Source organism: Streptomyces sp. NA02950 (genome assembly GCF_013364155.1).
Lineage (GTDB): Bacteria > Actinomycetota > Actinomycetes > Streptomycetales > Streptomycetaceae > Streptomyces.
Genome location: NZ_CP054916.1, coordinates 5,747,759 through 5,770,822 on the forward strand (window position 1 = coordinate 5,747,759; position 23,064 = coordinate 5,770,822).

The window sequence follows — 23,064 nt, forward strand, 5'->3', positions numbered from 1 at the left end:
GAGTCTGCGTTCCTCCCGTCACTCACCGCGAGCGGTTTTCGTGAATCGGGGCACCTGGAGGAGGTCTCGAGCGTTGAACCGGTGAGGTGACACCTGGTCCTCGTGGTGACGGACCTCCCGGCGTGGCGGGGTCTGTCTTACGATGGCCGTTGCGGCGGGGCCTGCGCCCCTTGACAATGCCGCGCAAGCGCACCCGACCGCCAGGCCCGACCGGCAAGGAGCCAGCCTACGTGTCCGTTCTCAACAAGCTCATGCGTGCAGGCGAAGGAAAGATCCTGCGCAAGCTGCACCGCATCGCGGACCAGGTCAATTCCATCGAAGAGGACTTCCTGTCCCTCTCCGACGCCGAGCTGCGCGCCCTCACCGACGAGTACAAGCAGCGGTACGCGGACGGCGAAAGCCTCGACGACCTGATGCCGGAGGCGTTCGCCACGGTGCGCGAGGCCGCCAAGCGGGTGCTCGGCCAGCGTCACTACGACGTCCAGCTGATGGGTGGCGCCGCGCTCCACCTCGGCTACGTCGCCGAGATGCGCACCGGTGAGGGCAAGACCCTGGTCGGCACCCTCCCGGCGTATCTGAACGCGCTGTCCGGCAAGGGCGTCCACCTGATCACGGTCAATGACTACCTGGCCGAGCGCGACTCCGAGTGGATGGGCCGGGTGCACAAGTTCCTCGGTCTGGACGTCGGCTGCATCCTCGCCAACATGACCCCGGCGCAGCGCCGCGAGCAGTACAACTGCGACATCACCTACGGCACCAACAACGAGTTCGGCTTCGACTACCTGCGCGACAACATGGCGTGGTCGCAGGACGAGCTGGTGCAGCGCGGCCACAACTACGCGATCGTCGACGAGGTCGACTCGATCCTGGTGGACGAGGCCCGTACGCCGCTGATCATCTCCGGTCCGGCGGACCAGGCCACCAAGTGGTACGGCGACTTCGCCAAGCTGGTCACCCGGCTGACCAAGGGTGAGGCGGCCAACCCGCAGAAGGGCCAGGAGGAGACCGGCGACTACGAGGTCGACGAGAAGAAGCGCACGGTCGGCATCCACGAGTCGGGCGTCACCAAGGTCGAGGACTGGCTGGGCATCGACAACCTCTACGAGTCCGTCAACACCCCCCTGGTCGGCTACCTCAACAACGCCATCAAGGCCAAGGAACTCTTCAAGAAGGACAAGGACTACGTCGTCATGGACGGCGAAGTCATGATCGTCGACGAGCACACCGGCCGTATCCTTGCGGGCCGCCGCTACAACGAGGGCATGCACCAGGCGATCGAGGCGAAGGAAGGGGTGGACATCAAGGACGAGAACCAGACCCTCGCCACCATCACCCTCCAGAACTTCTTCCGCCTCTACGGCAAGCTCTCCGGGATGACCGGTACGGCCATGACCGAGGCCGCCGAGTTTCACCAGATCTACAAGCTGGGCGTGGTGCCGATCCCGACCCACCGCGAGGTGGCCCGGATCGACCAGTCCGACCTCATCTACCGCACCGAGGTGGCCAAGTTCGACGCGGTCGTCGAGGACATCGTCGAGAAGCACGAGAAGGGCCAGCCGGTCCTGGTCGGCACCACCTCCGTGGAGAAGTCCGAGTACCTTTCGCAGCAGCTCGCGAAGCGCGGTGTGCCGCACGAGGTGCTCAACGCCAAGCAGCACGACCGGGAGGCGACGATCGTCGCCCAGGCGGGCCGCAAGGGCGCCGTCACCGTCGCGACCAACATGGCGGGCCGCGGTACCGACATCAAGCTGGGCGGCAACCCGGACGACCTCGCCGAGGCCGAGCTGCGCCAGCGCGGTCTGGACCCGGTGGAGCACTCCGAGGAGTGGGCCGCCGCGCTGCCCGCCGCCCTGGAGAAGGCGGAGGCGGCGGTCAAGGCCGAGTTCGAGGAGGTCAAGGAGCTCGGCGGACTGTATGTGCTGGGCACCGAGCGCCATGAGTCGCGCCGGATCGACAACCAGCTGCGCGGCCGCTCCGGCCGTCAGGGCGACCCCGGCGAGTCCCGCTTCTACCTCTCGCTCGGCGACGATCTGATGCGGCTGTTCAAGGCGCAGATGGTCGAGCGCGTGATGGCGATGGCGAACGTTCCGGACGACGTCCCGATCGAGAACAAGATGGTCACCCGTGCCATCGCCTCCGCGCAGTCCCAGGTCGAGCAGCAGAACTTCGAGACCCGTAAGAACGTTCTGAAGTACGACGAGGTCCTGAACCGGCAGCGCGAGGTCATCTACGGCGAGCGCCGCCGGGTGCTGGAGGGCGAGGACCTCCAGGAGCAGGTCGGTCACTTCATGAACGACACGATCGACGCCTACATCCAGGCGGAGACCGTCGAGGGCTTCGCGGAGGAGTGGGACCTCGACCGGCTGTGGAGCGCGTTCAAGCAGCTCTACCCGGTGGCGGTGACCGTCGAAGAGCTGGAGGACGAGGCGGGCGACCGCGCCGGGATCACGTCCGAGTTCATCGCCGAGTCCATCAAGAACGACATCCACGAGCAGTACGCGGCCCGTGAGGAGCAGCTCGGGTCCGAGATCATGCGTGAGCTGGAGCGGCGCGTCGTGCTGTCGGTCCTGGACCGCAAGTGGCGCGAGCACCTCTACGAGATGGACTACCTCCAGGAGGGCATCGGGCTGCGCGCGATGGCCCAGAAGGACCCGCTGGTGGAGTACCAGCGCGAGGGCTTCGACATGTTCCAGGCCATGATGGACGGGATCAAGGAGGAGTCCGTCGGCTATCTGTTCAACCTGGAGGTCCAGGTCGAGCAGCAGGTCGAGGAGGTCCCGGTCGAGGACGAGGCGGCGCGGGCCGAGGTCGCCGCGGACGTCCAGGACGCGGTCCCGGCGGGTGCGGCCTCCGGCGCCCCGGCGGCGCGTCCGGAGATCCGCGCGAAGGGCCTGGAGGCCCCGCAGCGGCCGGACCGGCTGCACTTCTCCGCCCCGACGGTGGACGGCGAGGGCGGCGTGGTCGAGGGCGACTTCACCAACGGTGACACGCCTCCGGCGCCGCGCTCCGAGGCGGACGGCCTGACCCGCGCCGAGCGCCGCAAGGCCAACAAGGGCGGCCGCCGCCGCAAGAAGTGACGGGCGCGCGGATGTGATGACGACGGCCGGCGGGCCGGGGCCCAGGGCCCCGGCCCGCCGGCCGTATGCGGGGGTGGCCATACGGCCGGTGTCGGCGCGGTTCGCACGGTGGCCCCGAGCCGCGGCGGCTGGCGTGGGCCCCTGTGGGCGTCCCGGGGCCGCCGGGACCGGGAGCTTGCACCGGGTGTGGTCAGCCGGCTGTCCCGTGCCGGGACGGATGGGGTTGGTATCGCGGCGAGCCCCTCGGCCTGCCGGGCGCGGGGCCTCGGTGCCGGAGCGGGCCGGTCAGGGCTCATACGGCGGGCTCCCGGGCGACCGGGCTGCGCTGGGGGGCGGGCGGGGCCGGGGTGTGGCCCCTGGGCAGTCGGCCCCCAGGCGTGCTGGGCGGGGCTCGTACGGGGGGCTGTCCCGTGCCGGGACGGAGGGGATTGGTACCGGGGGAGCCTTGGGGGCGGGCTGCGGGCCCGAGCGCGTGCTGTAGGCCCGGTACCCCGCCCGGTGTACCGGGCGGGGTACCGGTTGTACCCGGTCGGTGTACCGGGCGGGGTCCAGCCGGGGGCTCGCGGGGCCGGAGCGGGCCCGTAAGGGCTCATACAGGCGTGGCCGCGCTGGGTACGGTCGGGCCGAGGTCGATGGCGGCGCAGCGCCAGCGGGCGTCGGCGCCGAGCTCCAGCCGGAACGCGAGCGCGCTGAGCCGGTCGCCCGAGGCGATCCGGGCGAACGCCTCGATCACCCCGTGCCGGGGCCGGTACTCCCCGCAGCGCTGTACGACGGGCGCCGCGGCACGGCTGTCCGCGGGGCGCAGCGGAGCCCGCGGGGCGAGTTCGACCAGCAGGTCGTAGGCGGCGGGGAGGGTGTGCCCGAGGAGGGTGTGGACGGGGCGCCGGCCGCTGAGGGTGAGCACCAGCTGATGGGCGAACCAGTAGCGGGGCAGCCGTTCCCGCTCCCGGCGTTGCGCGGCGGCGGCCGCGGTGCGGGACACGGCGGCGGTGGCGCGGGGCCGACGTGAGTCCCGCCGCCCCGGCGGCCCGCTCCGCCCCGCACCGCCACCTCGCCGTCGCAGGCTCTCCTCGCTGACTCCGGTCTCGCGCATATGCCTCACCGCCGCCGTGCCGGGCCCGGTGGATACCGGGCAGTAGCTTCTTCGTCGGGAGTCTTCTACCGACGCGTTTTGCCGCCCCGCAACGCGGTGCCGGGGCCTCCGCGGCGGCCGTGGCGGTTCACCTATCCGGGTGACGGCCCCCACCGCACCCGCGCCGCGTGCGGGAAGCCGCGGCCGTCCGCGACCGGCCCGCGGTCACGGCCGTACCTCCAAAGGGGTACGGCAACCGTCCATCCGCACCGTCCATCCGCACCGTCCGTCTCGCGGTCCGGCGGCCCCGGACCTGGCAGGCTCCGCGCCCGCCACCCCGGCCTCCGGCGGGGGACGGCGGCGGGCCTTATGGGCGGCGGCCCGCGGGGCGCGGGGCGTCACGGGCGCCACCGCCGCCCTCGGGGCGCCATCCCGCTGATCGTCCGGCGGGGCGGACCGATGGCCCGCCCCGGGGTTCTGCCGGGGCGGGGCCCTGCGTGTGCGGGCGCGGGGCCCACCCGTGAGGCGTCCTGCCCGGACCGCGGGGCCGGCGGCGGGCCGGGGCATGCCCGGCGCGGTGATCTCAGGGGCTCCGCCGGGCGTTCCCCGAAACCCCCCGAGCCGCGCCGGGCGTTCCCCGAGACCCCCGAGCCGCGCCGGGCGTTCCCCGAGACCCCCGAGCCGCGCCGGGGGCGTGTTACCGGGGCGTGGTCGGGGTTTGGGGCGTCCCCGGAGGGTGGGGCGAACGTATGCTGGCTGGACCCGAACGGTCACTCACGAAAGCGGCAGCCATGCGCGTCTACGTCCCCCTGACCCTCTCCGGTCTCGCCGAGGCGTACAAGGCGGGCGAACTGGGGCCGGGGCCGGTCATCGCCTATGCCGTCACGCCCGCCCTGCGCGAGTGGTACGTCTCCGACGACATCGAGGAGCTGGAGTACGCCGCCCTCAGCCGGGCCGCTCAGGCGTCGCTGCGGGCGCTCGCGGTCGACCGGCAGGCGGCCCGGCGTCGGGTCGTGGTGGCCGTGGACGTGGCCGACGGGCAGGCGGTCGCGGACCCGGACCGCGGGCTCGACCAGTCCTCGCTGGGCGAGGTGCGGATCGCCACCGCCGTACCGCTGGCCAAGGTCGCCGCGGTGCACATGGACGCCGATGAGGCCCAGGCGGACATCACCGCCGCCGCCGAGGCGCTCGGTGCCGCGGACCTCGGTGACGACGACGCCCAGTTCACGGTGGACGGCGCGGAGGACCATGAGCTGCTCTGGTACGCCCGGCAGGAAATTCCGCATCTCATCGGCTGACTCCGCCCGGTACGGTCGTGGGATGGGGAAGAAGCACGTGACCCACATCGTGTGGGACTGGAACGGCACGCTGTTCCACGACATCGACGCCGTGATCCTGGCGACGAACGCCTCCTTCGCGGAGGTCGGTCTGCCGCCGATCACCATCGAGCGTTACCGCGAGCTGTACTGCGTGCCCGTTCCCCGCTTCTACGAGCGCCTGATGGGACGCCTGCCCACCGACGAGGAGTGGGAGGTCATGGATGAGGCGTTCCACCGGCACTACGGGGCGTTCGCCGCGACCGCGGGGCTCGCGCTCGGCGCCCGGCAGCTGCTGGTGGAGTGGCAGGAGGCGGGGCTCACCCAGTCACTGTGTTCCCTCGCGCCCCATGAGCATCTGATGCCCCTGGTGCGTACCCACGGCATCGAGCGCCACTTCACCCGGGTCGACGGCCGGCTCGGGCAGAGCAACACCGGCAAGGCCGAGCAGATGGTGCGGCATCTCTCCGCGCTCGAGGGGGTGCCCCCGCACCGCGTCGTGGTGATCGGGGACGCCCTGGACGACGCCGTGGCGGCCCGGCACGCGGGCGCCCGCGCCGTGCTCTACACCGGCGGCTCGCACAGCCGGGCCAGCCTCCAGACGGCCGGGGTGCCGGTCGTGGACACCCTCGCCGAGGCCGTACGGGAGGCCGAGCTCCTCGCCGACGGGGCCGACGGGGCCTACCCGTCCGGACCGGCTCACCCTTCCAACCCGTCCGACGGCTGAGCAGGGGAGCCTCCAGAGCTCCCCTCTGCTTCGGTGCGCCCGCTCGCGCGCCCCCGCCCGCCCCCTCACTCCTCGGACCGCCCCTCAGATCGCCGGCGACTTCGCCCGCAGCACCGACAGGAACTCCCGCATCCACGCCGAGTGGTCCGGCCAGGCGCGCGAGGAGACCAGCGTGCCGTCCACCACGACCTCCGTGTCCTGGTACTCCGCGCCCGCCGCCTGCATGTCCAGCTCCAGCGCCGGATACGAGGTGACCCGGCGACCGCTGAGGCCGCCGACGGCCGCCGTCAGCAGCGGGCCGTGGCAGATCTGGGCCACCGGCTTGTCCGCGTCGAAGAACGCCTTGCAGATCTTGCGCAGCTCGGCGTCGTTGCGCAGATACTCCGGGGCCCGGCCGCCCGGGATCACCAGACCGATGTAGTCGCCCGGGTCGACCTCGGCGAAGGCCAGGTCGGCGGGGAAGCTGTAGCCCGGCTTCTCGGTGTAGGTGTCGAAGCCCTCCTCGAAGTCATGGACCACGAAGCGCAGCGTCTTGCGGGCCGGGGCCGCGATGTGGACCTCGTACCCCTCCTCGCGCAGCCGCTGGTACGGATAGAGCACCTCCAGCGACTCGGCCGCGTCACCGGTCACCAGCAGGATCTTCGCGGCCATGCCGCCCACCTCCAGTTTGCAGGCATATCTCCGTGCAGGTCACGGTGCCCGGGGCGGGGCGCCTTTGCCAAGAGGGCACGCCATGGGGCCGTGCGCCCCCTGCGTCGCTGTCCAATCCGTCAAACTTCCGGGCCCGGTTTTGTACACGAACGGCTCATGACGAGCCCCTGGGGAGGAGCGATAGCCTTACTGCGTGATCAGCGCGATAGTCCGAGAGGGCAATGGGGCCCTCGCTCCGAGCCCGGGGCGCCACCGGGCGAGAGCCGCCGCTGACCTGTGCCGCGTGGGGTCTTGGTCACTTACGGCCGAGTACGCCCCGGCCATCCCCCGATCCGGCATACCGTCGTCTGAGACCGGATTCACCGCGTCGCGGCGTCATGCCACCGCCATCGATGTCACGCAAAGGCGCGCGACAGGAGCCAGAGGACATGCAGACCAAGCTGGACGAAGCCAAGGCCGAGTTGCTCACGCGGGCCGCCCGGGTAGCTGAGAACAGCCCTGCCGGGGGGCACACACCGGTTCAGGGCCCAGGACCGGAGACCCTGAACGACTACCTCCAGCATTACTACCTGCACACCCCCCCGGAGGACCTCGCCGACCGGGACCCGGTCGACGTCTTCGGCGCGGCGCTCTCCCACTACCGGCTCGCCGAGTCGCGGCCGCAGGGCACGGCGAACGTGCGGGTGCACACCCCGACCGTCGAGGAGCACGGCTGGACGTGCAGCCACTCCGTCGTCGAGGTGGTCACCGACGACATGCCGTTCCTGGTCGACTCGGTCACCAATGAGCTCACCCGCCAGGGCCGCGGCATTCATGTCGTGATCCACCCGCAGGTGATCGTGCGCCGTGACATCACCGGCAAGCTGATCGAGCTGCTGGACGCTTCCTTCGAGCGCAAGCTCGGGCGGGAGCTGCCGCACGACGCGGTGGTGGAGTCCTGGATCCATGTCGAGACCGACCGCGAGACCGACCGCGGCGATCTGAAGCAGATCACCGCCGATCTGCTGCGTGTCCTGTCCGATGTCCGCGAGGCGGTCGAGGACTGGGAGAAGATGCGCGACTCCGCGCTCCGTCTGGCCGAGGCGCTGCCGACGGAGCCCAAGGCCACCGAGGTGCGCGAGCAGGAGGTGGAGGAGGCCCGTGAGCTGCTGCGCTGGCTCGCCGACGACCACTTCACCTTCATCGGCTACCGCGAGTACGAGCTGACCCAGGCGCCCACCGAGGCCGGGGGCGAGGAGGACGTGCTGAGCGCGGTGCCCGGCACCGGCCTCGGCATCCTGCGCTCCGACCCGACCCACAAGGACGACGGCGAGAGCGCCCACGCCGCGCCGGTGTCCCCCTCCTTCAACCGGCTGCCCGCCGATGCCCGCGCCAAGGCCCGTGAGCACAAGCTGCTGGTGCTCACCAAGGCCAACAGCCGCGCCACCGTCCACCGCCCGTCCTACCTCGACTACATCGGCGTGAAGAAGTTCGACGCCGAGGGCAATGTGATCGGCGAGCGCCGCTTCCTGGGGCTGTTCTCGTCCGCCGCGTACACCGAGTCGGTGCGCCGGGTCCCGGTGATCCGCCGCAAGGTCGACGAGGTGCTGGCGGGCGCGGGCTTCGCGCCCAACAGCCACGACGGCCGGGACCTGCTCCAGATCCTGGAGACCTACCCGCGCGACGAGCTGTTCCAGACCCCGGTCGACCAGCTCCGCTCCATCGTGACCAGCGTGCTCTACCTCCAGGAGCGCCGCCGGCTGCGGCTGTTCCTGCGTCAGGACGAGTACAGGCGCTACTACTCCGCCCTGGTCTACCTGCCGCGTGACCGCTTCACCACCGATGTGCGGCTGCGGCTGACCGACATCCTGCTGGAGGAGCTGAGCGGCCGCCCGCCGGTCGACTTCACCGCCCTGCACACCGAATCGGTTCTCTCCCGGCTGCACTTCGTGGTCCGGGTGCAGCCCGGCAGCGAGCTGCCCGACCTCACCGACTCCGATGTCGAGCGGATCGAGAACCGGCTGATCGAGGCGGCCCGCTCGTGGGCCGACGGCTTCGCCGAGGCCATGGTCTCCGAGGTCGGCGAGGAGCGCGCGGCCGAGCTGCTCCGCCGCTACCAGCACGCCTTCCCCGAGGGCTACAAGGCGGACCACACACCGCGCGGCGCCGTCGCCGACCTCCAGCATGTGGAGCGGCTGAAGGCCGGCGAGAAGGACTTCGCGCTCTCCCTCTACGAGCCGGTCGGCGCGGCCCACGCCGAGCGCCGGTTCAAGATCTACCGGGCCGGGGCCCAGGTCTCGCTGTCCGCCGTGCTGCCGGTGCTCAACACCCTCGGTGTCGAGGTGGTCGACGAGCGCCCGTACGAGCTGCGCTGCGCGGACAAGACCACCGCCTGGATCTACGACTTCGGGCTGCGGCTGCCCCTGCGTGAGGGCGAGGCCCTCGCCGACGACGCCCGTGAGCGCTTCCAGAACGCGTTCGCCGCGGTGTGGACCGGCCAGGCCGAGAGCGACAACTTCAACCAGCTGGTGCTGGGCGCCGGTCTGGACTGGCGGCAGGCGATGGTGCTGCGCGCCTACGCCAAGTACCTGCGGCAGGCCGGATCCACCTTCAGCCAGGCGTACATGGAGGACACCCTCCGCAACAACGTCCACACCACCCGGCTGCTGGTGTCGCTGTTCGAGGCGCGGATGTCGCCCGAGCGGCAGCGGGCCGGGACCGAGCTGACCGATGCCCTGCTGGAGGAGCTGGACGCGGCGCTGGACCAGGTGGCCTCGCTGGACGAGGACCGCATCCTGCGCTCCTTCCTCACCCTCATCAAGGCCACCCTGCGCACCAACCACTTCCAGAAGAACGGCCAGGACACACCGCACGACTACCTGTCCATCAAGCTGGACCCGCAGGCCGTGCCGGATCTGCCCGCGCCCCGCCCGGCGTACGAGATCTGGGTCTACTCCCCGCGGGTGGAGGGTGTGCACCTGCGGTTCGGCAAGGTCGCGCGCGGGGGCCTGCGCTGGTCCGACCGGCGCGAGGACTTCCGCACCGAGATCCTGGGCCTGGTCAAGGCGCAGATGGTGAAGAACACGGTGATCGTGCCGGTGGGCGCCAAGGGCGGCTTCGTCGGCAAGCGGCTGCCGGATCCCTCGGTGGACCGGGACGCCTGGCTGGCCGAGGGCATCGAGTGCTACAGGACCTTCATCTCCGGTCTGCTGGACATCACCGACAACCTGGTCGCCGGTGAGGTCGAGCCCCCGCGGGACGTCGTCCGCCACGACGGGGACGACACCTACCTGGTCGTCGCCGCCGACAAGGGCACCGCGACCTTCTCCGACATCGCCAACGAGGTGGCCCAGGCGTACGGCTTCTGGCTGGGCGACGCCTTCGCCTCCGGCGGTTCGGCCGGTTACGACCACAAGGGCATGGGCATCACCGCCCGCGGCGCCTGGGAGTCGGTCAAGCGCCACTTCCGGGAGCTTGGCCACGACACCCAGACCGAGGACTTCACGGTCGTCGGCGTCGGCGACATGTCCGGTGACGTGTTCGGCAACGGCATGCTGCTCAGTGAGCACATCCGGCTGATCGCCGCCTTCGACCACCGGCACATCTTCCTCGACCCGGACCCGGACGCGGCCACCTCCTACGCCGAGCGCCGCCGGCTGTTCGAGCTGCCGCGCTCGTCCTGGGAGGACTACAACGCCGAGCTGCTCTCCGCGGGCGGCGGCATCCACCCCCGGTCGGCGAAGGCCATCCCGATCACCCCGCAGGTACGGGCCGCCCTGGGCATCGAGTCCCGGGTCGCCAAGATGACCCCGGCCGATCTGATGAAGGCCATCCTCAAGGCCCCGGTCGACCTGCTGTGGAACGGCGGTATCGGTACCTACGTCAAGGCGTCCACCGAGAGCAACGCCGAGGTGGGCGACAAGGGCAATGACACGATCCGGGTGGACGGCCAGGATCTGCGGGTCAAGGTCGTCGGTGAGGGCGGCAACCTGGGGCTGACCCAGCTGGGCCGGATCGAGTTCGCAGGGAACGCCGGCAAGATCAACACCGACGCCATCGACAACAGCGCCGGTGTGGACACCTCCGACCACGAGGTGAACATCAAGATCCTGCTCAACGCGCTGGTCACCGAGGGCGATCTGACGCTCAAGCAGCGCAACAAGATCCTCGCCGAGATGACCGACGAGGTCGGCGCGCTGGTGCTGCGCAACAACTACGCGCAGAACGTGGCCCTGGCCAACTCCGTCGCCCAGGCCCCCAGTCTGCTCCACGCCCATCAGCGGCTGATGCGCCGGCTGACCCGGGAGGGCCGCCTGGACCGGGCGCTGGAGTTCCTGCCCAGCGACCGCCAGATCCGGGAGCGGCTGTCCGCCGGGCGCGGGATGAGCCAGCCCGAACTGGCCGTGCTGCTGGCCTACATCAAGATCACGGTGGCCGAGGAGCTGATCACCACCGGGCTCCCCGACGACCCGTACCTCCAGCGGCTGCTGCACGCCTACTTCCCGCAGGCACTGCGCCGGCAGTTCCCCGAGCACATCGACGGCCATGCGCTGCGCCGGGAGATCATCACCACGGTGCTGGTCAACGACACCGTCAACACGGCCGGCAGCACCTTCCTGCACCGGATGCGGGAGGAGACCGGGGCCTCCACCGAAGAGGTGGTGCGCGCCCAGACCGCGGCCCGCGCCATCTTCGAACTGGGCGAGATCTGGGACGAGGTCGAGTCGCTGGACACGGTGGTCGCGGCCGAGATCCAGACCCGGATGCGGCTGCACTCCCGCCGTCTGGTCGAGCGCGGCACCCGCTGGCTGCTCAACAACCGGCCGCAGCCGCTGGAGCTGGCCGAGACCATCGGGTTCTTCGGCGAGCGGGTGGCCGAGGTCCGCGCCCAGCTGCCCAAGCTGCTGCGCGGTGCCGACATCGAGTGGTACCAGCGGATCCTGGACGAGCTGACCGCCGCCGGGGTTCCGGAGGACCTGGCCATCCGGGTGGCCGGCTTCTCCTCGGCCTTCCCGACGCTGGACATCGTGGCCATCGCGGACCGCACCGGCAAGGAGCCGCTGGCGGTCGCCGAGGTCTACTACGACCTGGCCGACCGGCTGCGGATCAGCCAGCTGATGGACCGGATCATCGAACTGCCGCGCGCGGACCGGTGGCAGTCCATGGCCCGTGTCTCCATCCGCGAGGACCTGTACGCGGCCCAGGCCGCCCTGACCTCCGACGTCCTGTCGGTGGGCAACGGCGGCTCCACGCCCGAGCAGCGGTTCAAGGCGTGGGAGCAGAAGAACGCGGCGATCCTCCAGCGGGCGCGCACCACCCTCGATGAGATCCAGGTGTCGGAGACCTTCGACCTGGCCAATCTCTCGGTCGCGATGCGCACCATGCGGACGCTGCTGCGCACCCACACCTGACCGGTACGGGAGTTCCTGGCCGCTGCGGCGCTGTTGTTCAGCGCCGCCGCAGCCGGTTGCGCAGCGCCGCCGCCAGCCGCACCGGGGCCACCCGCAGTTCCAGGGTGAGCTGGCCGTTGCCGGTGAGCGGTTTGGCGTAGTACGGGCGGCCCCGGCGCAGCCAGCGGGCGCCGGGCAGCCGCGGGGGCGGCGGTACGGGCGCGGCGTGCGAGGGGCCGTCACCGCGAGTCCCGCCGGGGCCGACCAGGGCCAGTGTCACCGTCCACCGGCCGCGGCTGAGGTCGCGCACCGACAGCCGGGCGGTGAACGCGCCCGCGGGGTGGCCCGCGGCGAACCGCACCGGATGGTCCAGGACCCGGCCGTCGGCGTGCTCGGCGCGCAGCCGCAGCACCCGGTCCCGGGCCGGGCTGCCGGGCGGCAGCAGCCGTCCGGCGACGACCAGCGTGCCCTTCTCCGACGGATGCCACACGGCCTCGGTCACCTCGCAGGGCGCTCCTTGCGGGGCGGGGCCGATGTCGAGCGAGAGATTGCCGTACGGGGTGGTGAAGTACGGGCTGACCCGGGCGCGCAGTCCGGGGCCCGCGGCCACGACCCGGCGTGCGGTGTTGATGTCGAGCCCGTCGTCGTGGCGGCTGCCGAACCGTACGGTGCGGCTGATGCCCTGGGCCCGGACGTCGAGGTAGAGGTCCCAGACGCCGGGGCGCAGCGGGGCGCCCGCGTCGGCGGTGGCGATGTCGACGTCGGCCGCGAACTCCGCGCCGTCGCCCGTGGTGACGGGGAGGCGCAGTTCGTCGGTGGACTCGCGGCGGCGCAGCACCAGTTCGGTACGGTCCTCGGGGTCCCGGTCGAGTCCTTCGACGGCCGCGCTGCCGCGTACCCGCAGGGTGCTGCCGCCGTGCCAGCCCGCCCCGGCCAGGTGGTGGCGGACCGGCAGGTGGTCGGTGACGTCGAAGCAGGCGTCGGGCACGGCGGCCTCGGGGTCGCGGAAGTACGGGTGCAGCCAGTAGACGCGGCCCTTGTCGACGAGGAGGCCGCGCTCGGTGTCCTCGTCGGCGGTGCCCAGGACGGCCATCAGGTCGTCGAAGCGGTCGGCGCGCAGCAGATGGACCAGCAGCCGTTCGGGGGCGGTGAGGATGCGGAACAGCGCGTCCGAGCAGTGCGCCAGGGCCCAGGTGCGCAGTTCGGGGAAGTAGCGCCCGCGGGCCTCGGCCCGGTCCTCGCGCGGCAGGGCGCGCAGGGCGCCGCACAGCTCCCACTGGATGTGGCGCCGCATGACCTTGTCGCGGCGGGTGCCGGGCCGGGTGTAGCGGGCGGCGGTCTCGAACAGCGCGCGCATACCGTCGATGCGGTCGGCGAGTCCGACGGCGGTGCGGGTGAGGTTCTGGCCGTTCTCGCGGTAGTCGACGTGGTAGCAGTCGTAGTCGGCGACGACGGAGATGCCCGAGGCGTTGAGGTAGGCGGCGGCGGTGAAGGGTTTGTCCTCGCCGTTGCGGCACGGCGGGAAGCGCAGCCGGAGCCGCTCGATCAGGGAGCGGCGGAACAGCTTGCAGGGGCCGAGGGTGGAGTAGGCGTGGGAGCTGTAGACGTCGGTGCGCAGCTGGGTGTGCTGGAAGACCGCGCGGGGGACGCCGCGTCCGCGCTCGGACACCATCTTGCCCAGGACCACGTCGGTGCCGTTCTGGTCGGCCATGGCGACCATGCGGCGCAGGGCGTCGGGGCCCAGGTGGTCATCGGCGTCGAGGAAGAAGACGTAGTCGCCGCGGGCCAGGTCCAGGCCGGTGTTGCGGGGGCCGCCGGCGCCACCGCTGTTGGGCTGGTGGACGACCTTCAGGGCGGGGCATTCGGCGGCGAGGCGGTCCAGTTCCGCGGCGGTGCCGTCGGTGGAGCCGTCGTCGACCGCGATGATCTCGAGTCGGCCGATTCCGATGGTCTGGTTCCGCGCGGAGTCGATGGCGCGGGTGAGCTCGGGCATGGCGTTGTAGGCGGGGACGATCACGCTCACGCGGGGGCGCGGGCCGGGGCGGGGGGTGCGCGACATGTGCGGGCTCCGGGGGTGCGGTGGGGGGCTCAGGCGGCGTCGCCGGTGGCCGCGGGCGGGGGATCCTGCCGGCGTACGTCGATGACGTGGCCGGTGAGGGGGGACAGCAGGACGTCGATCGAGGTGCGGGCGACCGCCTCGGCGGAGAGCAGCGAGTCGGGGGGTTCGTCGCCGAAGGCCCGGCGGCGCATGGGGGTGCGGGTGCGTTCGGGGTTGACGCAGTTGACGCGGATGCGGTCGGCGGCCCATTCGTCGGCCAGCGCCTGGGTGAGGTTGACGGTGGCCGCCTTGGCGGAGGAGTAGAGGCTGTAGCGGGCGCGGCCGCGGGTGTAGCTGCTGGAGGTGTAGAGCAGCAGCTGGCCCTGGGTCTCGGCGAGATAGGGGTAGGCGCAGCGCGCGATGTGCACCGGGGCCAGATAGTTGACCAGGGTGGACAGTTCGATGGTGCGGGCGTCGGCGCGGGCGAGTTCGCCCACGCGCAGGATTCCGGCGGTGTTGACGACGTAGTCGATGCGCCCGGCGGCGGTGTGGGCGCGCCGCAGCGCCTCCTCGACCTCGGCGGCCACTTCGACATGGGTGCCGCTGCCGGAGCGGCTGAAGGGGAAGACGGTGGCGCCGTAGCCGCGGGCGAGGGCGGCGACATCGGCGCCGATGCCGTAGCTGGCGCCGAAGACGACCAGCGACTTGCCGGTGAGCAGCCGCCGGTAGGCCGCCTCGTCGGCCTGGGCGGGGGCGGTCTGGGAGGCGAGCTGGAAGAGCTTGTCGGCGATGAAGATGTCGACGGGCTCGGTCACCTTCATGTTGTGCTCGTCGCCGGTGACCACGTGGATGGGGATGTCGGGCAGATAGCGCAGCACCACCGAGCAGTCGTCGGTGGCGCGGAACAGCGGGTCCTCGGCGGCCAGTTGGTAGGCGCGGCGCAGCACCGAGAGCCGGAAGCCCTGCGGGGTCTGGCCGCGGCGCAGCCGGGAGCGGTCGGGGACGTCGGTGATGAACTCGCCGTCGTCGCCGTGGGTGCGGGTGACCACGATGGTGTCGGCGGAGGGGATGGCCACGTCCACCGCGTCGTAGCGGGTGAGGGCCCGGACGCAGTCGTCGATGATGCGGGTGGACAGCAGAGGGCGTACGGCGTCGTGGAACAGCACGCCGGGGTCCTCGCCGTCGGCCAGCCTCGCGTCGAGGGCGGCGATGGCCGCGCGGGTGGTCTCGTTGCGGGTGGCGCCGCCGGGGAGCACCGCGCGGACCTTGGTGAACCGCGCCTCGGCGGCGATCTTCTCGACCTCGGAGACGAAGTCCGGCGTCATCATCACCAGGACGTCGTCGACGGCAGCGGCGTCCTCGAAGATCTGGAGCGTGTGTTCGATGATCGGCTTTCCGGCGATCTTCAGCAGCTGTTTGGGCAGGGTGAGGCCGACTCGCTGGCCGGTGCCGCCCGCGAGGACAACGGCGGTGATGCGCTGTCTGCGCTGTTCGCCCATGGTCGCTCCTGACTCCTGGTGGGACTCCCGGCGGGATTCCCGGTGGGTGTCGGCTGCTCCGGTGGGTGGTGGTGCGACGGCTGGTCGGAGGGTCAGGTTCCGTCGGTGGGGGTCATGGTGGGGACCGGGGGTGAGGGCCGGATGTGGGGCGGGCTGCTAGCGGGTGACGCACCAGCGTCCGGTGCCCGGCAGCCGGGCCAGCCGCAGGCCCAGCCGCCCGGACCGGTCGCCGCGCTCCAGGTGCAGTTCGCAGGGTCCGTCCGCCTCGTGCGCGGGGACGCGGAAGGTGAGCGCGGGGATTCCGGGGCCGTCGGGCGGCACGATCTCGCCGTCCAGGAACAGCGGGTCGCCGCCGTCCCGCTCCAGCCGCACGGTGACCGGCACCCGGGTGTCCAGCGGGGCGATGGTCAGCGGGACGCCGACGGCCAGCTCGTCCCCCTCGGGGGTGACGGTGATCCGGGAGACATCCCGTACGGCGCGGTTGAGCGGGTCGAAGGAGCCGTCCACGGACAGGCTCAGATTGCCGTGGTCCTTGGTCCAGTAGGGGTTGACGAAGGAGGGGCCGCGGCCGGTGAAGGCGGGCATCCGCTCCCGGTCCACCCCGCTGGCGCGCAGGGCGCCCAGCCGCCGGGCGGTGGTCCAGCCGCAGCAGTCCAGCCGGACGTAGGCGTCCCAGACGCCGCTGAGCGGGCGGCCCGGATCGGCGGTGGCCGGGTCGATGGTGAACTCGGCCTCGAAGCCCACCCCGTAGAGCTGTTCGCCGGACGGGACGGCATCCGGGGCGTCGGCGCCCCGGGGGCGCCGACGCAGCAGCCGGTCCAGCAGGGACGGCCGGGGCCGGTCGCCGTCCCCGGCCGGGAAGTCGGCGGCCCGCTGGGTGGTGGGCAGCAGCAGCTCGGTGGCCTCGTCCCGGTGTTTCAGCTGGCCGGTGACGCTGGCCCGGCGCATCTCGTCGGTGAAGTCGGCGGCCTCGGCGACCCCCGGGAGCCCGGCGATCGACGGCGGCAGCTGCCAGCGGTAGCGGTCGCCCGCCCGGGAGAAGAGCACCGGGGTGGTACGGCCGCGGGAGCCGGTGTGCACCAGCCGGGTGCTGATCCGCGCCACCAGCGTGCCGCCGCGCCACTGGAGCCCCTCCAGCCGGGGTTCGTGGGTGGTGCCCGCCTCCAGGGCCGCGTAGGTCTCCAGCGGGCCCCGCCGCCCGTGCCGGACGAGGGCGGAGACCACCCGCTGCTTGGCCGGGAGCTTGGCGTCGACCTCGGGCGGGACACAGTCGGCGACCAGTGAGTGCACGGCCTCGAACAGCTCCTCCCGGTAACCGGGCGGCTGGGAGAGGTACTTCTTGCCCTGCACCTGGCCCAGCACCTTGCCCGCGTACCAGTGGGAGATCAGCTTGTTGCGCAGTGGACCGGGTTCGACGTGGTCGCGGACCATCCGGATGATCTTCCGGACGCTGCCGAGGTACTCCTCGGGGTCGATCCGGCCGAAGCTGATGTGGTTGCCGTCGTCGCGCCGCATCCAGTGGTAGCAGGTGTAGTCGTGGACGGTGGCGACCTTCTCGGCCAGGAGGTAGGCGCGCAGCATGAACAGGTGGTCCTCCAGCCGCACCCGGCCCTCGGGGAAGCGGATGCCGTGCGCGGTGAGGAAGTCCCGGCGGAACAGCTTGTGCACGGTCATGCTGGACAGCAGCACGGTGTCCCGGCGCAGGTTCCCCGCCGTCATCGGCTTGGTGTAGAGCACCCGGGCGACGGTGCGGCCGTGTCCGGCCATCCGCCCGCAGACGATGTCGGCGCCGGTCTCCTCGGCCCGTGCGTACAGCCGCTCCAGGGCCTCGGGGGCCAGCCGGTCGTCGTCGTCCACGAAGTGCACATAGGCGCCCCGGGCGGTGTCCATCCCGATGTTGCGGGGACGGCCGGGCCAACCGGAGTGCTCGGTGCGCAGCAGATGGAAGTTCTCCTCGGCCGCGATCTCGGAGGCGATCAGATCGGGGGTGTCGTCGGTGGAGCCGTCGTCGACCCAGATGACCTCGAAGTCCCGGCGCGGGAGGGTCTGTTCACGGAAGGAGGCCAACCCGTCCATGACCGTCTTCCCCGTGTTGTGCACCGGGACGACGACGCTGACCTTGATGCTCATCGAGTTCTCCCTCGCGGATCGTCTGGAGTTCCCGCAGCCGGTTGACCTCCTCGCCCCGGGCGGCGGCGGACGCCACCGCCTCGGCGAAGCGCTGGACGGAGGGCGGGTGGGCGGGACCGAGCAGAAACTCCCTCAGCTCGTGGCGGGCGGTGCGCAGCTCGTCGTGGGCCGGGTCGAAGAGCGGCCGCAGCAGGTGGTCCGTACCGGAGGCGTCCGGGTCGAGCAGATAGGCGGCGCGGGCCGCGGTGAACTGCCGCCGGAACTCCGCCTCGCCGAGCCCCGCGGTGTCGGTGAGGGCGTACGGCTTGAGGCTGGCGATGAAGTCGGACACCACACTGGAGATGTCGCCGATCAGCAGATCGGCCTGGTCGAAGCACTGGTAGAGGGTGGGTGCGGGGCCTTGGACCACCTGGTGGAGCCAGGGCGGCGCGGCGGCCCAGTGGGCGCGGTGCCACTGCTGCCGCAGCTCCTCGGCCTCGGCCTGGACGGCCGGGTCGGGTTCGGCACTGTCCCGGGTGAGCATCGCCTCGTCGGCGTCGGCCCGGTGCAGCCGGGCCTCCAGGGCGGCGATACGGCGGTTCAGTTCGGCCAGTTCGCGGGCGGCTTCGGCGCGGGCGGCGGTGCGGTCCTCCGGCTCCTGGGCGAGCGGTCCGGCGGCACGGCGCTCGTTGGCCGCGCCGATCAGGGCGACGACGCGCTCGTGGGCGGCGAGGGCCGCGGGGGAGCGGCTGCCGGTGAACGGATGCGGCTTGTACAGCACGCGGACCGGGCGTTCGCTCTCCAGCAGCTGCCGTACGAGGTGTTCGCCCGCCGACGTGAGCGAGGTGTTCCCCGGTTCGTCGGTCCACCCCTCCCAGGTGGGGGCGTACAGCACGGTGGGGATGGGCGCCGGGGCGCGGTCGCCGTCGGCCACCCGGACACCGTCCAGCTGGGGGCGGCCGACCTCGACGATATCGGCGTCCCGGACCCCGACGGCGGCCTCGGCGTAGCGCCGCCGCCCCGCCTCGCCCGCGACCCACACCTGGTCGTAGACCTTGCTGTAGGGGTTGACGCTGGCGATCTTGTCGCTGTCGCCGTGGCCGAGGAAGATGTGCTGCATGGTGGGGACCCGCAGCAGGTGGATGTTCTTGCCGACGTTGGCCGGGTAGAGCGCGACCCGCACACTGCTGAGGTCCAGGTTCATCAGATGCACCGCGCTGGGGACGCACAGCACCGGCAGCGGAGTCGGTGCCAGCTCCTCCACCAGATGGCGTTCGCGCAGCAGGACCAGGGACGGGGTGGGCAGCGCGGCCAGCGTCTCCAGCCACATGTTGACCTGGTACGCGGAGTCGCGGGAGCCGGAGAAGTACAGGACCGTCTCCGGCCGGTGGCGGATCAGCCAGGCGTCGACCTCGGCCAGCACCTGTGCGGGGCCGGGCATCCGGATGGCCCGGACGAGGTACGGGACGAGCGCGAGCACCGTCACCAGACAGCCTCCGGCGGCCAGCGCCAGCCCGGCCACCACCCAGCGGGCGTCTTCGGTGCCCAGCGAGACCGTCAGACCCAGCAGGGCCACCAGCTCGTAGGTGAGCATCCGCTGACCGGGCCATTCGGTGAGCCGCCGGGGCGGCCGGTCGCTGATGCCCAGCCTGCGCAGGTCGATGTTGCGGGTGACGACCGCGAGTCTGCGGCGGCGCCGGATCAGGGTGCGTATCGCGGCGTGCAGGGCCTGGCCGCCCAGCAGGCACAGCACCAGCGTCATGGCCGCGGCCAGCCCGATCGGACCGGTCAGATGCAGTCGGCCGAGCAGCAGGAGCAGCAGCACACAGCGCAGTTCGAAGCGCAGGGTCTCACCGATGTGCAGCCGCCCCAGACGGGTCATCAGCCCGGGTTCGGTGCGGTGCAGCAGCAGGTCGCAGCCGCAGCCGAGCAGTCCGGCCGCCGCGAAAAGCCCTCCGGCCCCGGTGATGGCGGCCACCGCCGCCGTCACCAGGCACCCGGCCAACGCGGCGAAGGCCACCAGGCCGCGGGGACTCTTGATACCGAGGCGGTTCATGACGCGTGCCCTTCACGGCGAATGAGTCGTACTGGTTGGACTGTAAGTGAAGGTTCCTATTCGCGCCTTTTGTCATGAATCGGGAGCACTGCTCGGTCAGCGCTCGGCGGGCCCGGGCGCCCTGTCCCCGGGCCTCGATGTCACCCGGACGGCCCTCCGCCGCCCCTGCCGGGCGGAAGTGGGCCATCGGGTGGAGTCCGGTCACCCGGCGTTCGGTCAACGGGTCGAGGCCGGCACCTCCGCACTACGGCGGTGGCCCGGCACAGTGGACCCCGGGCGGCCGGTCGCGGTGGCCGGGCCGAGCGCCCGCCGGGCGAAGGCGGCCGCACCCGCCAGCCACAACCGGCCGGGGTAGCCGCCGGGCAGGCCCGGCAGCAGCCCGGAACGAGGGGCCCGCGGGCGGTAGGGAGCGTTCCAGCCGTACGGGAAGGACGCCTTGTCGGGCGTGAGCAGATTGGTGGTCTCGTCGCAGGCGAGGATCGCGATCAGCCACTGCCGTACGGCCCGGTGGAAGGCGGGGGTCAGCGGACGCGGGGCCAGCAGCCAGTCGCGGCACTGGGCGCTCACCGCGGGCCGGTAGCTGGTCTCGTCGTAGCGGTGCCAGGGTGCGTCCGGGGTGATCGGGTGGAGCCCGTAGTCCATGGCGGTCAGCGGCGCCAGCGCCGTGCGCAGCGCCGTGTGGTCCGCGCTCGGCAGCAGTTCGCACACGATCCACGGCCGGTGGCGGCGGACGGTCGACAGCGCGCCCTCCAGCACCGCCGCCTCGAAGGTCTCCACATCGATCTTGATCAGATGCGGGGTGAGACCGCGCTCCTCGGTGAACGCGTCGACCGTGGTGACCGGCACCGACACCGACGCGCTGTGCTTGCGGTGCGCCGGGTTGAGCGAGTTGGACGACTCCGACTTCTGCGAGAAGTACAGCTCGGCGGTGCCCGGTTCCCGGGAGAGCGCGGTCTGCTGCACCTCGAACCCCAGCCCGTTGCACTCCCGGATCCGGCGGCACAGCGCCGCGGTCTCCGGGGTCGGCTCGAACGCGACGGTCCGCGGTCCGCCCTTCCCGTACACCGCGCTGATCAGGGCCGAGTACAGCCCGATATGGGCGCCGATGTCGTACACCGCGCCGCCCGGGGGCGTGTGCTGGGCCAGCGTCAGCAGGGTGGCCTGGGTGGTCGGCTCGTAGCCCGCGAGACCGGCGCGCCGCAACTGCCGCTGCACCGCGGTCTGTTTGCGGCTGAGCACATTGAGCGCGCGCGGATAGGGGCCGCCGGTCTGAAGGACCTCCGGGTTCAGCGGGAGAGTGATGGCGAGGGGCATGGCTGCCGCGTCTCCTGTCGGGAGGGAGCCCGCTCCAGCGGGCTGGGGACGGGGAAGTAGGCGTCGAGGAAGGGGCCGAGGACGGCCAGCTGGTCCGCGAGGTCGTGCTCGGAGGAGACCGTGTCGTTGAGGCAGAACGCCTGGCAGCGGCGGGACCGCAGCAGTCTGGCCAGCCGCGAGCGGATGGCGGGCTGGGCGAGGTCGAAATAGTCGTAGCGCAGTGAGGAGGGGACCGCGCGGCCGGTCAGGAACGCGTAGTAGTGGTGGAGCGAGGACGGTACGGAGACGTCCGAGGCCGAGCGGACCCGGTTGGCCATGGTGGCCCGGACCTCCTCGGGGAACTCCCGCTCGATCTCGGCGAGCACACTGCGCCGCACCGCGTGCGGGGTGTGCTTCATCTTCTGGGTGATGGTCGCGCCGAACCGGCTCTCCAGCAGCGCCCGGTTGTTCTTCCCCGCCGCCGACACGGGGACGTCGTCGGCGTCCGGGGGAGCCAGCGGGATCAGCGCGCGCGAGGGGAAGAACTTGGACACCCCGTTGGCCAGGAAGAAGTCCTGCGGGGTGACGGGGGAGCCGAGGAAGACGTCGTCGTTGAAGTAGAGGAAGTGCTCGGCCAGGCCGTCGATGTGGTGCAGCCGGGTCTCGATGGCATGGGAGTTGAACGTCGGCAGCGCGCCCGGGTCGTCGAAGATGTCCTGGTGGTCGATGACGGTGATGCCCGGGTGGGAGAGCGCGAGCCAGTCCGGGACCTGCCGGTCCGTCACGATGTAGATGTGGCGCACCCAGGGGGCGTAGAGATAGAGCGAGCGCAGTGAGTAGCGCAGCTCGTCGCGGTTGGCGTAGCGGGCGGCGTTGGCGGCCTGCGCGTGGTAGCCCTCGCCCGCGGCGGCGGCGCGGCGCCGCTGCCACAGTGGGTCCGAGCCGTCGACCCAGGTGTAGACGACGTCGATGGGGAAGCGCACCTCGTCCGGCAGCCGGATGAGGAACTCCGGCCGGGTGCGCACCAGCGGCCCCGGCCGCCAGCCGTCGGCCGGGGCGATCCGGGTGAACAGGTGCCCGGGCGCCCGGACCGGTTCGCCGACCGCGGGCACCGAGGCGGTGGTGCGGTTGAAGCGCGGGGCGAGCAGCAGCGGCCGGCCGCTCTGTTCGGACGGCTCCCAGAACTCGATGTCGCAGCCGTGCGCGGGGCCCAGCACCAGCCGCTCCCCGGACCGTCCGGCCCCGGTGTGGTAGCGGGTGAAGCGGATCACGGAGGCGTCCTTCAGCCGCCGCCAGGCACCGGCGGAGGCGCCCAGCCGCGGGGAGGTCGCCGGGCGCTTGGCGCGCGGGGGCCGGGAGACGTAACCCGCCTCCCGCGCGCACAGCGCGGTGAGCGCCGCGATCACCTCGGCCCGCTGATCGGCCCGTACCCCCACGGCCGAGGCGAGGTTGCTGTGGCAGCGGACGACGAAGTGGTCCAGCTCGGCGCGGTCCAGGGCCTCGCACACCAGCCGCAGGTTCTCGGCGCGGGCGAACAGCGGGGTGGGCGTGGGCGCCACGGTCGCCACCCGGGCGCTCCGCCGGTCGGCGATCAGGGTCCGTTCGGCGGCGCCCAGCAGCCCCGCGCGGCGCAGCCGGTGCCGCGCCCGGCGCAGTCGCAGCGCTCCGGAAACCGCCGACGCACCGGCCAGGCCCCGCTCGGCCGCGCGGCGCAGTCCGGCGCCGGTCATGGCGACGACCGCGTGGCGGACCGGCAGCGGGACCGCGCGCCGGTAGCCGCGCACCAGGGGCGGCGGTTCGGCGAGCCAGGGGCGGGGACGGGCGGGGGGTGCGGTGAGGGGCATCGTGCGTCCTGGG

General features: G+C 72.1%; 12 protein-coding genes. 4 read left to right on the forward strand and 8 right to left on the reverse strand.

Going from position 1 to position 23,064, the window contains the following annotated elements; translation table 11 throughout:
* Positions 1-230 precede the first annotated feature (230 nt).
* Entirely contained in the window at positions 231-3,077 is a 2,847-nt protein-coding gene (gene secA, locus HUT19_RS25130; protein ID WP_176182623.1) for a preprotein translocase subunit SecA, read from the forward strand.
* A 589-nt stretch (positions 3,078-3,666) separates the two neighbouring features.
* Here the strand turns inward: secA and HUT19_RS25135 are convergent.
* The gene (locus tag HUT19_RS25135; protein WP_254885772.1) at positions 3,667-4,170 is read right to left on the reverse strand and encodes an Rv3235 family protein; all 504 of its coding nucleotides are present in this window, start codon (positions 4,168-4,170) and stop codon (positions 3,667-3,669) included.
* Positions 4,171-4,940: 770 nt separating this feature from the next.
* On the opposite strand from HUT19_RS25135, the gene HUT19_RS25140 reads away from it, so the two are divergent.
* Together HUT19_RS25140 and HUT19_RS25145 are read left to right on the forward strand one after the other, a co-directional pair.
* Complete coding sequence (locus tag HUT19_RS25140) at positions 4,941-5,447, forward strand: hypothetical protein (protein ID WP_176182624.1); 507 nt, start codon at positions 4,941-4,943, stop codon at positions 5,445-5,447.
* Between the two features lie 22 nt (positions 5,448-5,469).
* Positions 5,470-6,192 (forward strand): HAD family hydrolase, encoded by a 723-nt coding sequence (locus tag HUT19_RS25145; protein WP_176182628.1) that lies wholly within the window; start codon positions 5,470-5,472, stop codon positions 6,190-6,192.
* An 84-nt stretch (positions 6,193-6,276) separates the two neighbouring features.
* On the opposite strand, the gene HUT19_RS25150 is transcribed toward HUT19_RS25145, so the two are convergent.
* Positions 6,277-6,843, reverse strand: coding sequence for a DJ-1/PfpI family protein (locus tag HUT19_RS25150; protein ID WP_176182629.1), 567 nt, complete (start codon positions 6,841-6,843; stop codon positions 6,277-6,279).
* Between the two features lie 428 nt (positions 6,844-7,271).
* Between HUT19_RS25150 and HUT19_RS25155 the strand changes: the two genes are divergently transcribed.
* The gene (locus tag HUT19_RS25155; protein WP_176182631.1) at positions 7,272-12,233 is read left to right on the forward strand and encodes an NAD-glutamate dehydrogenase; all 4,962 of its coding nucleotides are present in this window, start codon (positions 7,272-7,274) and stop codon (positions 12,231-12,233) included.
* Between the two features lie 37 nt (positions 12,234-12,270).
* Here the strand turns inward: HUT19_RS25155 and HUT19_RS25160 are convergent, their stop codons facing one another.
* The 6 genes from HUT19_RS25160 to HUT19_RS25185 all read right to left on the reverse strand — a co-directional run bounded on the left by HUT19_RS25160 (position 12,271) and on the right by HUT19_RS25185 (position 23,051).
* The gene (locus HUT19_RS25160) at positions 12,271-14,271 is read right to left on the reverse strand and encodes a glycosyltransferase family 2 protein (protein ID WP_176182632.1); all 2,001 of its coding nucleotides are present in this window, start codon (positions 14,269-14,271) and stop codon (positions 12,271-12,273) included.
* Between the two features lie 29 nt (positions 14,272-14,300).
* Positions 14,301-15,749 carry a bifunctional cytidylyltransferase/SDR family oxidoreductase gene (locus HUT19_RS25165; protein WP_176182633.1) on the reverse strand — a complete coding sequence of 483 codons (1,449 nt, stop codon included), beginning with the start codon at positions 15,747-15,749 and terminating at the stop codon, positions 14,301-14,303.
* A 156-nt stretch (positions 15,750-15,905) separates the two neighbouring features.
* Positions 15,906-17,879 (reverse strand): glycosyltransferase family 2 protein, encoded by a 1,974-nt coding sequence (locus tag HUT19_RS25170; RefSeq protein ID WP_176182634.1) that lies wholly within the window; start codon positions 17,877-17,879, stop codon positions 15,906-15,908.
* Positions 17,800-19,914: a CDP-glycerol glycerophosphotransferase family protein gene (locus HUT19_RS25175; RefSeq protein ID WP_254885773.1), complete on the reverse strand. Its 2,115-nt coding sequence runs from the start codon at positions 19,912-19,914 to the stop codon at positions 17,800-17,802. Before HUT19_RS25175 ends, HUT19_RS25170 begins: the two co-directional genes overlap by 80 nt.
* A 216-nt stretch (positions 19,915-20,130) precedes the next feature.
* Complete coding sequence (locus tag HUT19_RS25180) at positions 20,131-21,228, reverse strand: FkbM family methyltransferase (RefSeq protein ID WP_176187280.1); 1,098 nt, start codon at positions 21,226-21,228, stop codon at positions 20,131-20,133.
* Positions 21,201-23,051, reverse strand: a complete 1,851-nt coding sequence (locus HUT19_RS25185) for a stealth family protein (protein WP_176182636.1) — start codon at positions 23,049-23,051, stop codon at positions 21,201-21,203. The genes HUT19_RS25180 and HUT19_RS25185 overlap by 28 nt, the downstream gene beginning before the upstream one ends.
* Between the last annotated feature and the right edge of the window lie 13 nt (positions 23,052-23,064).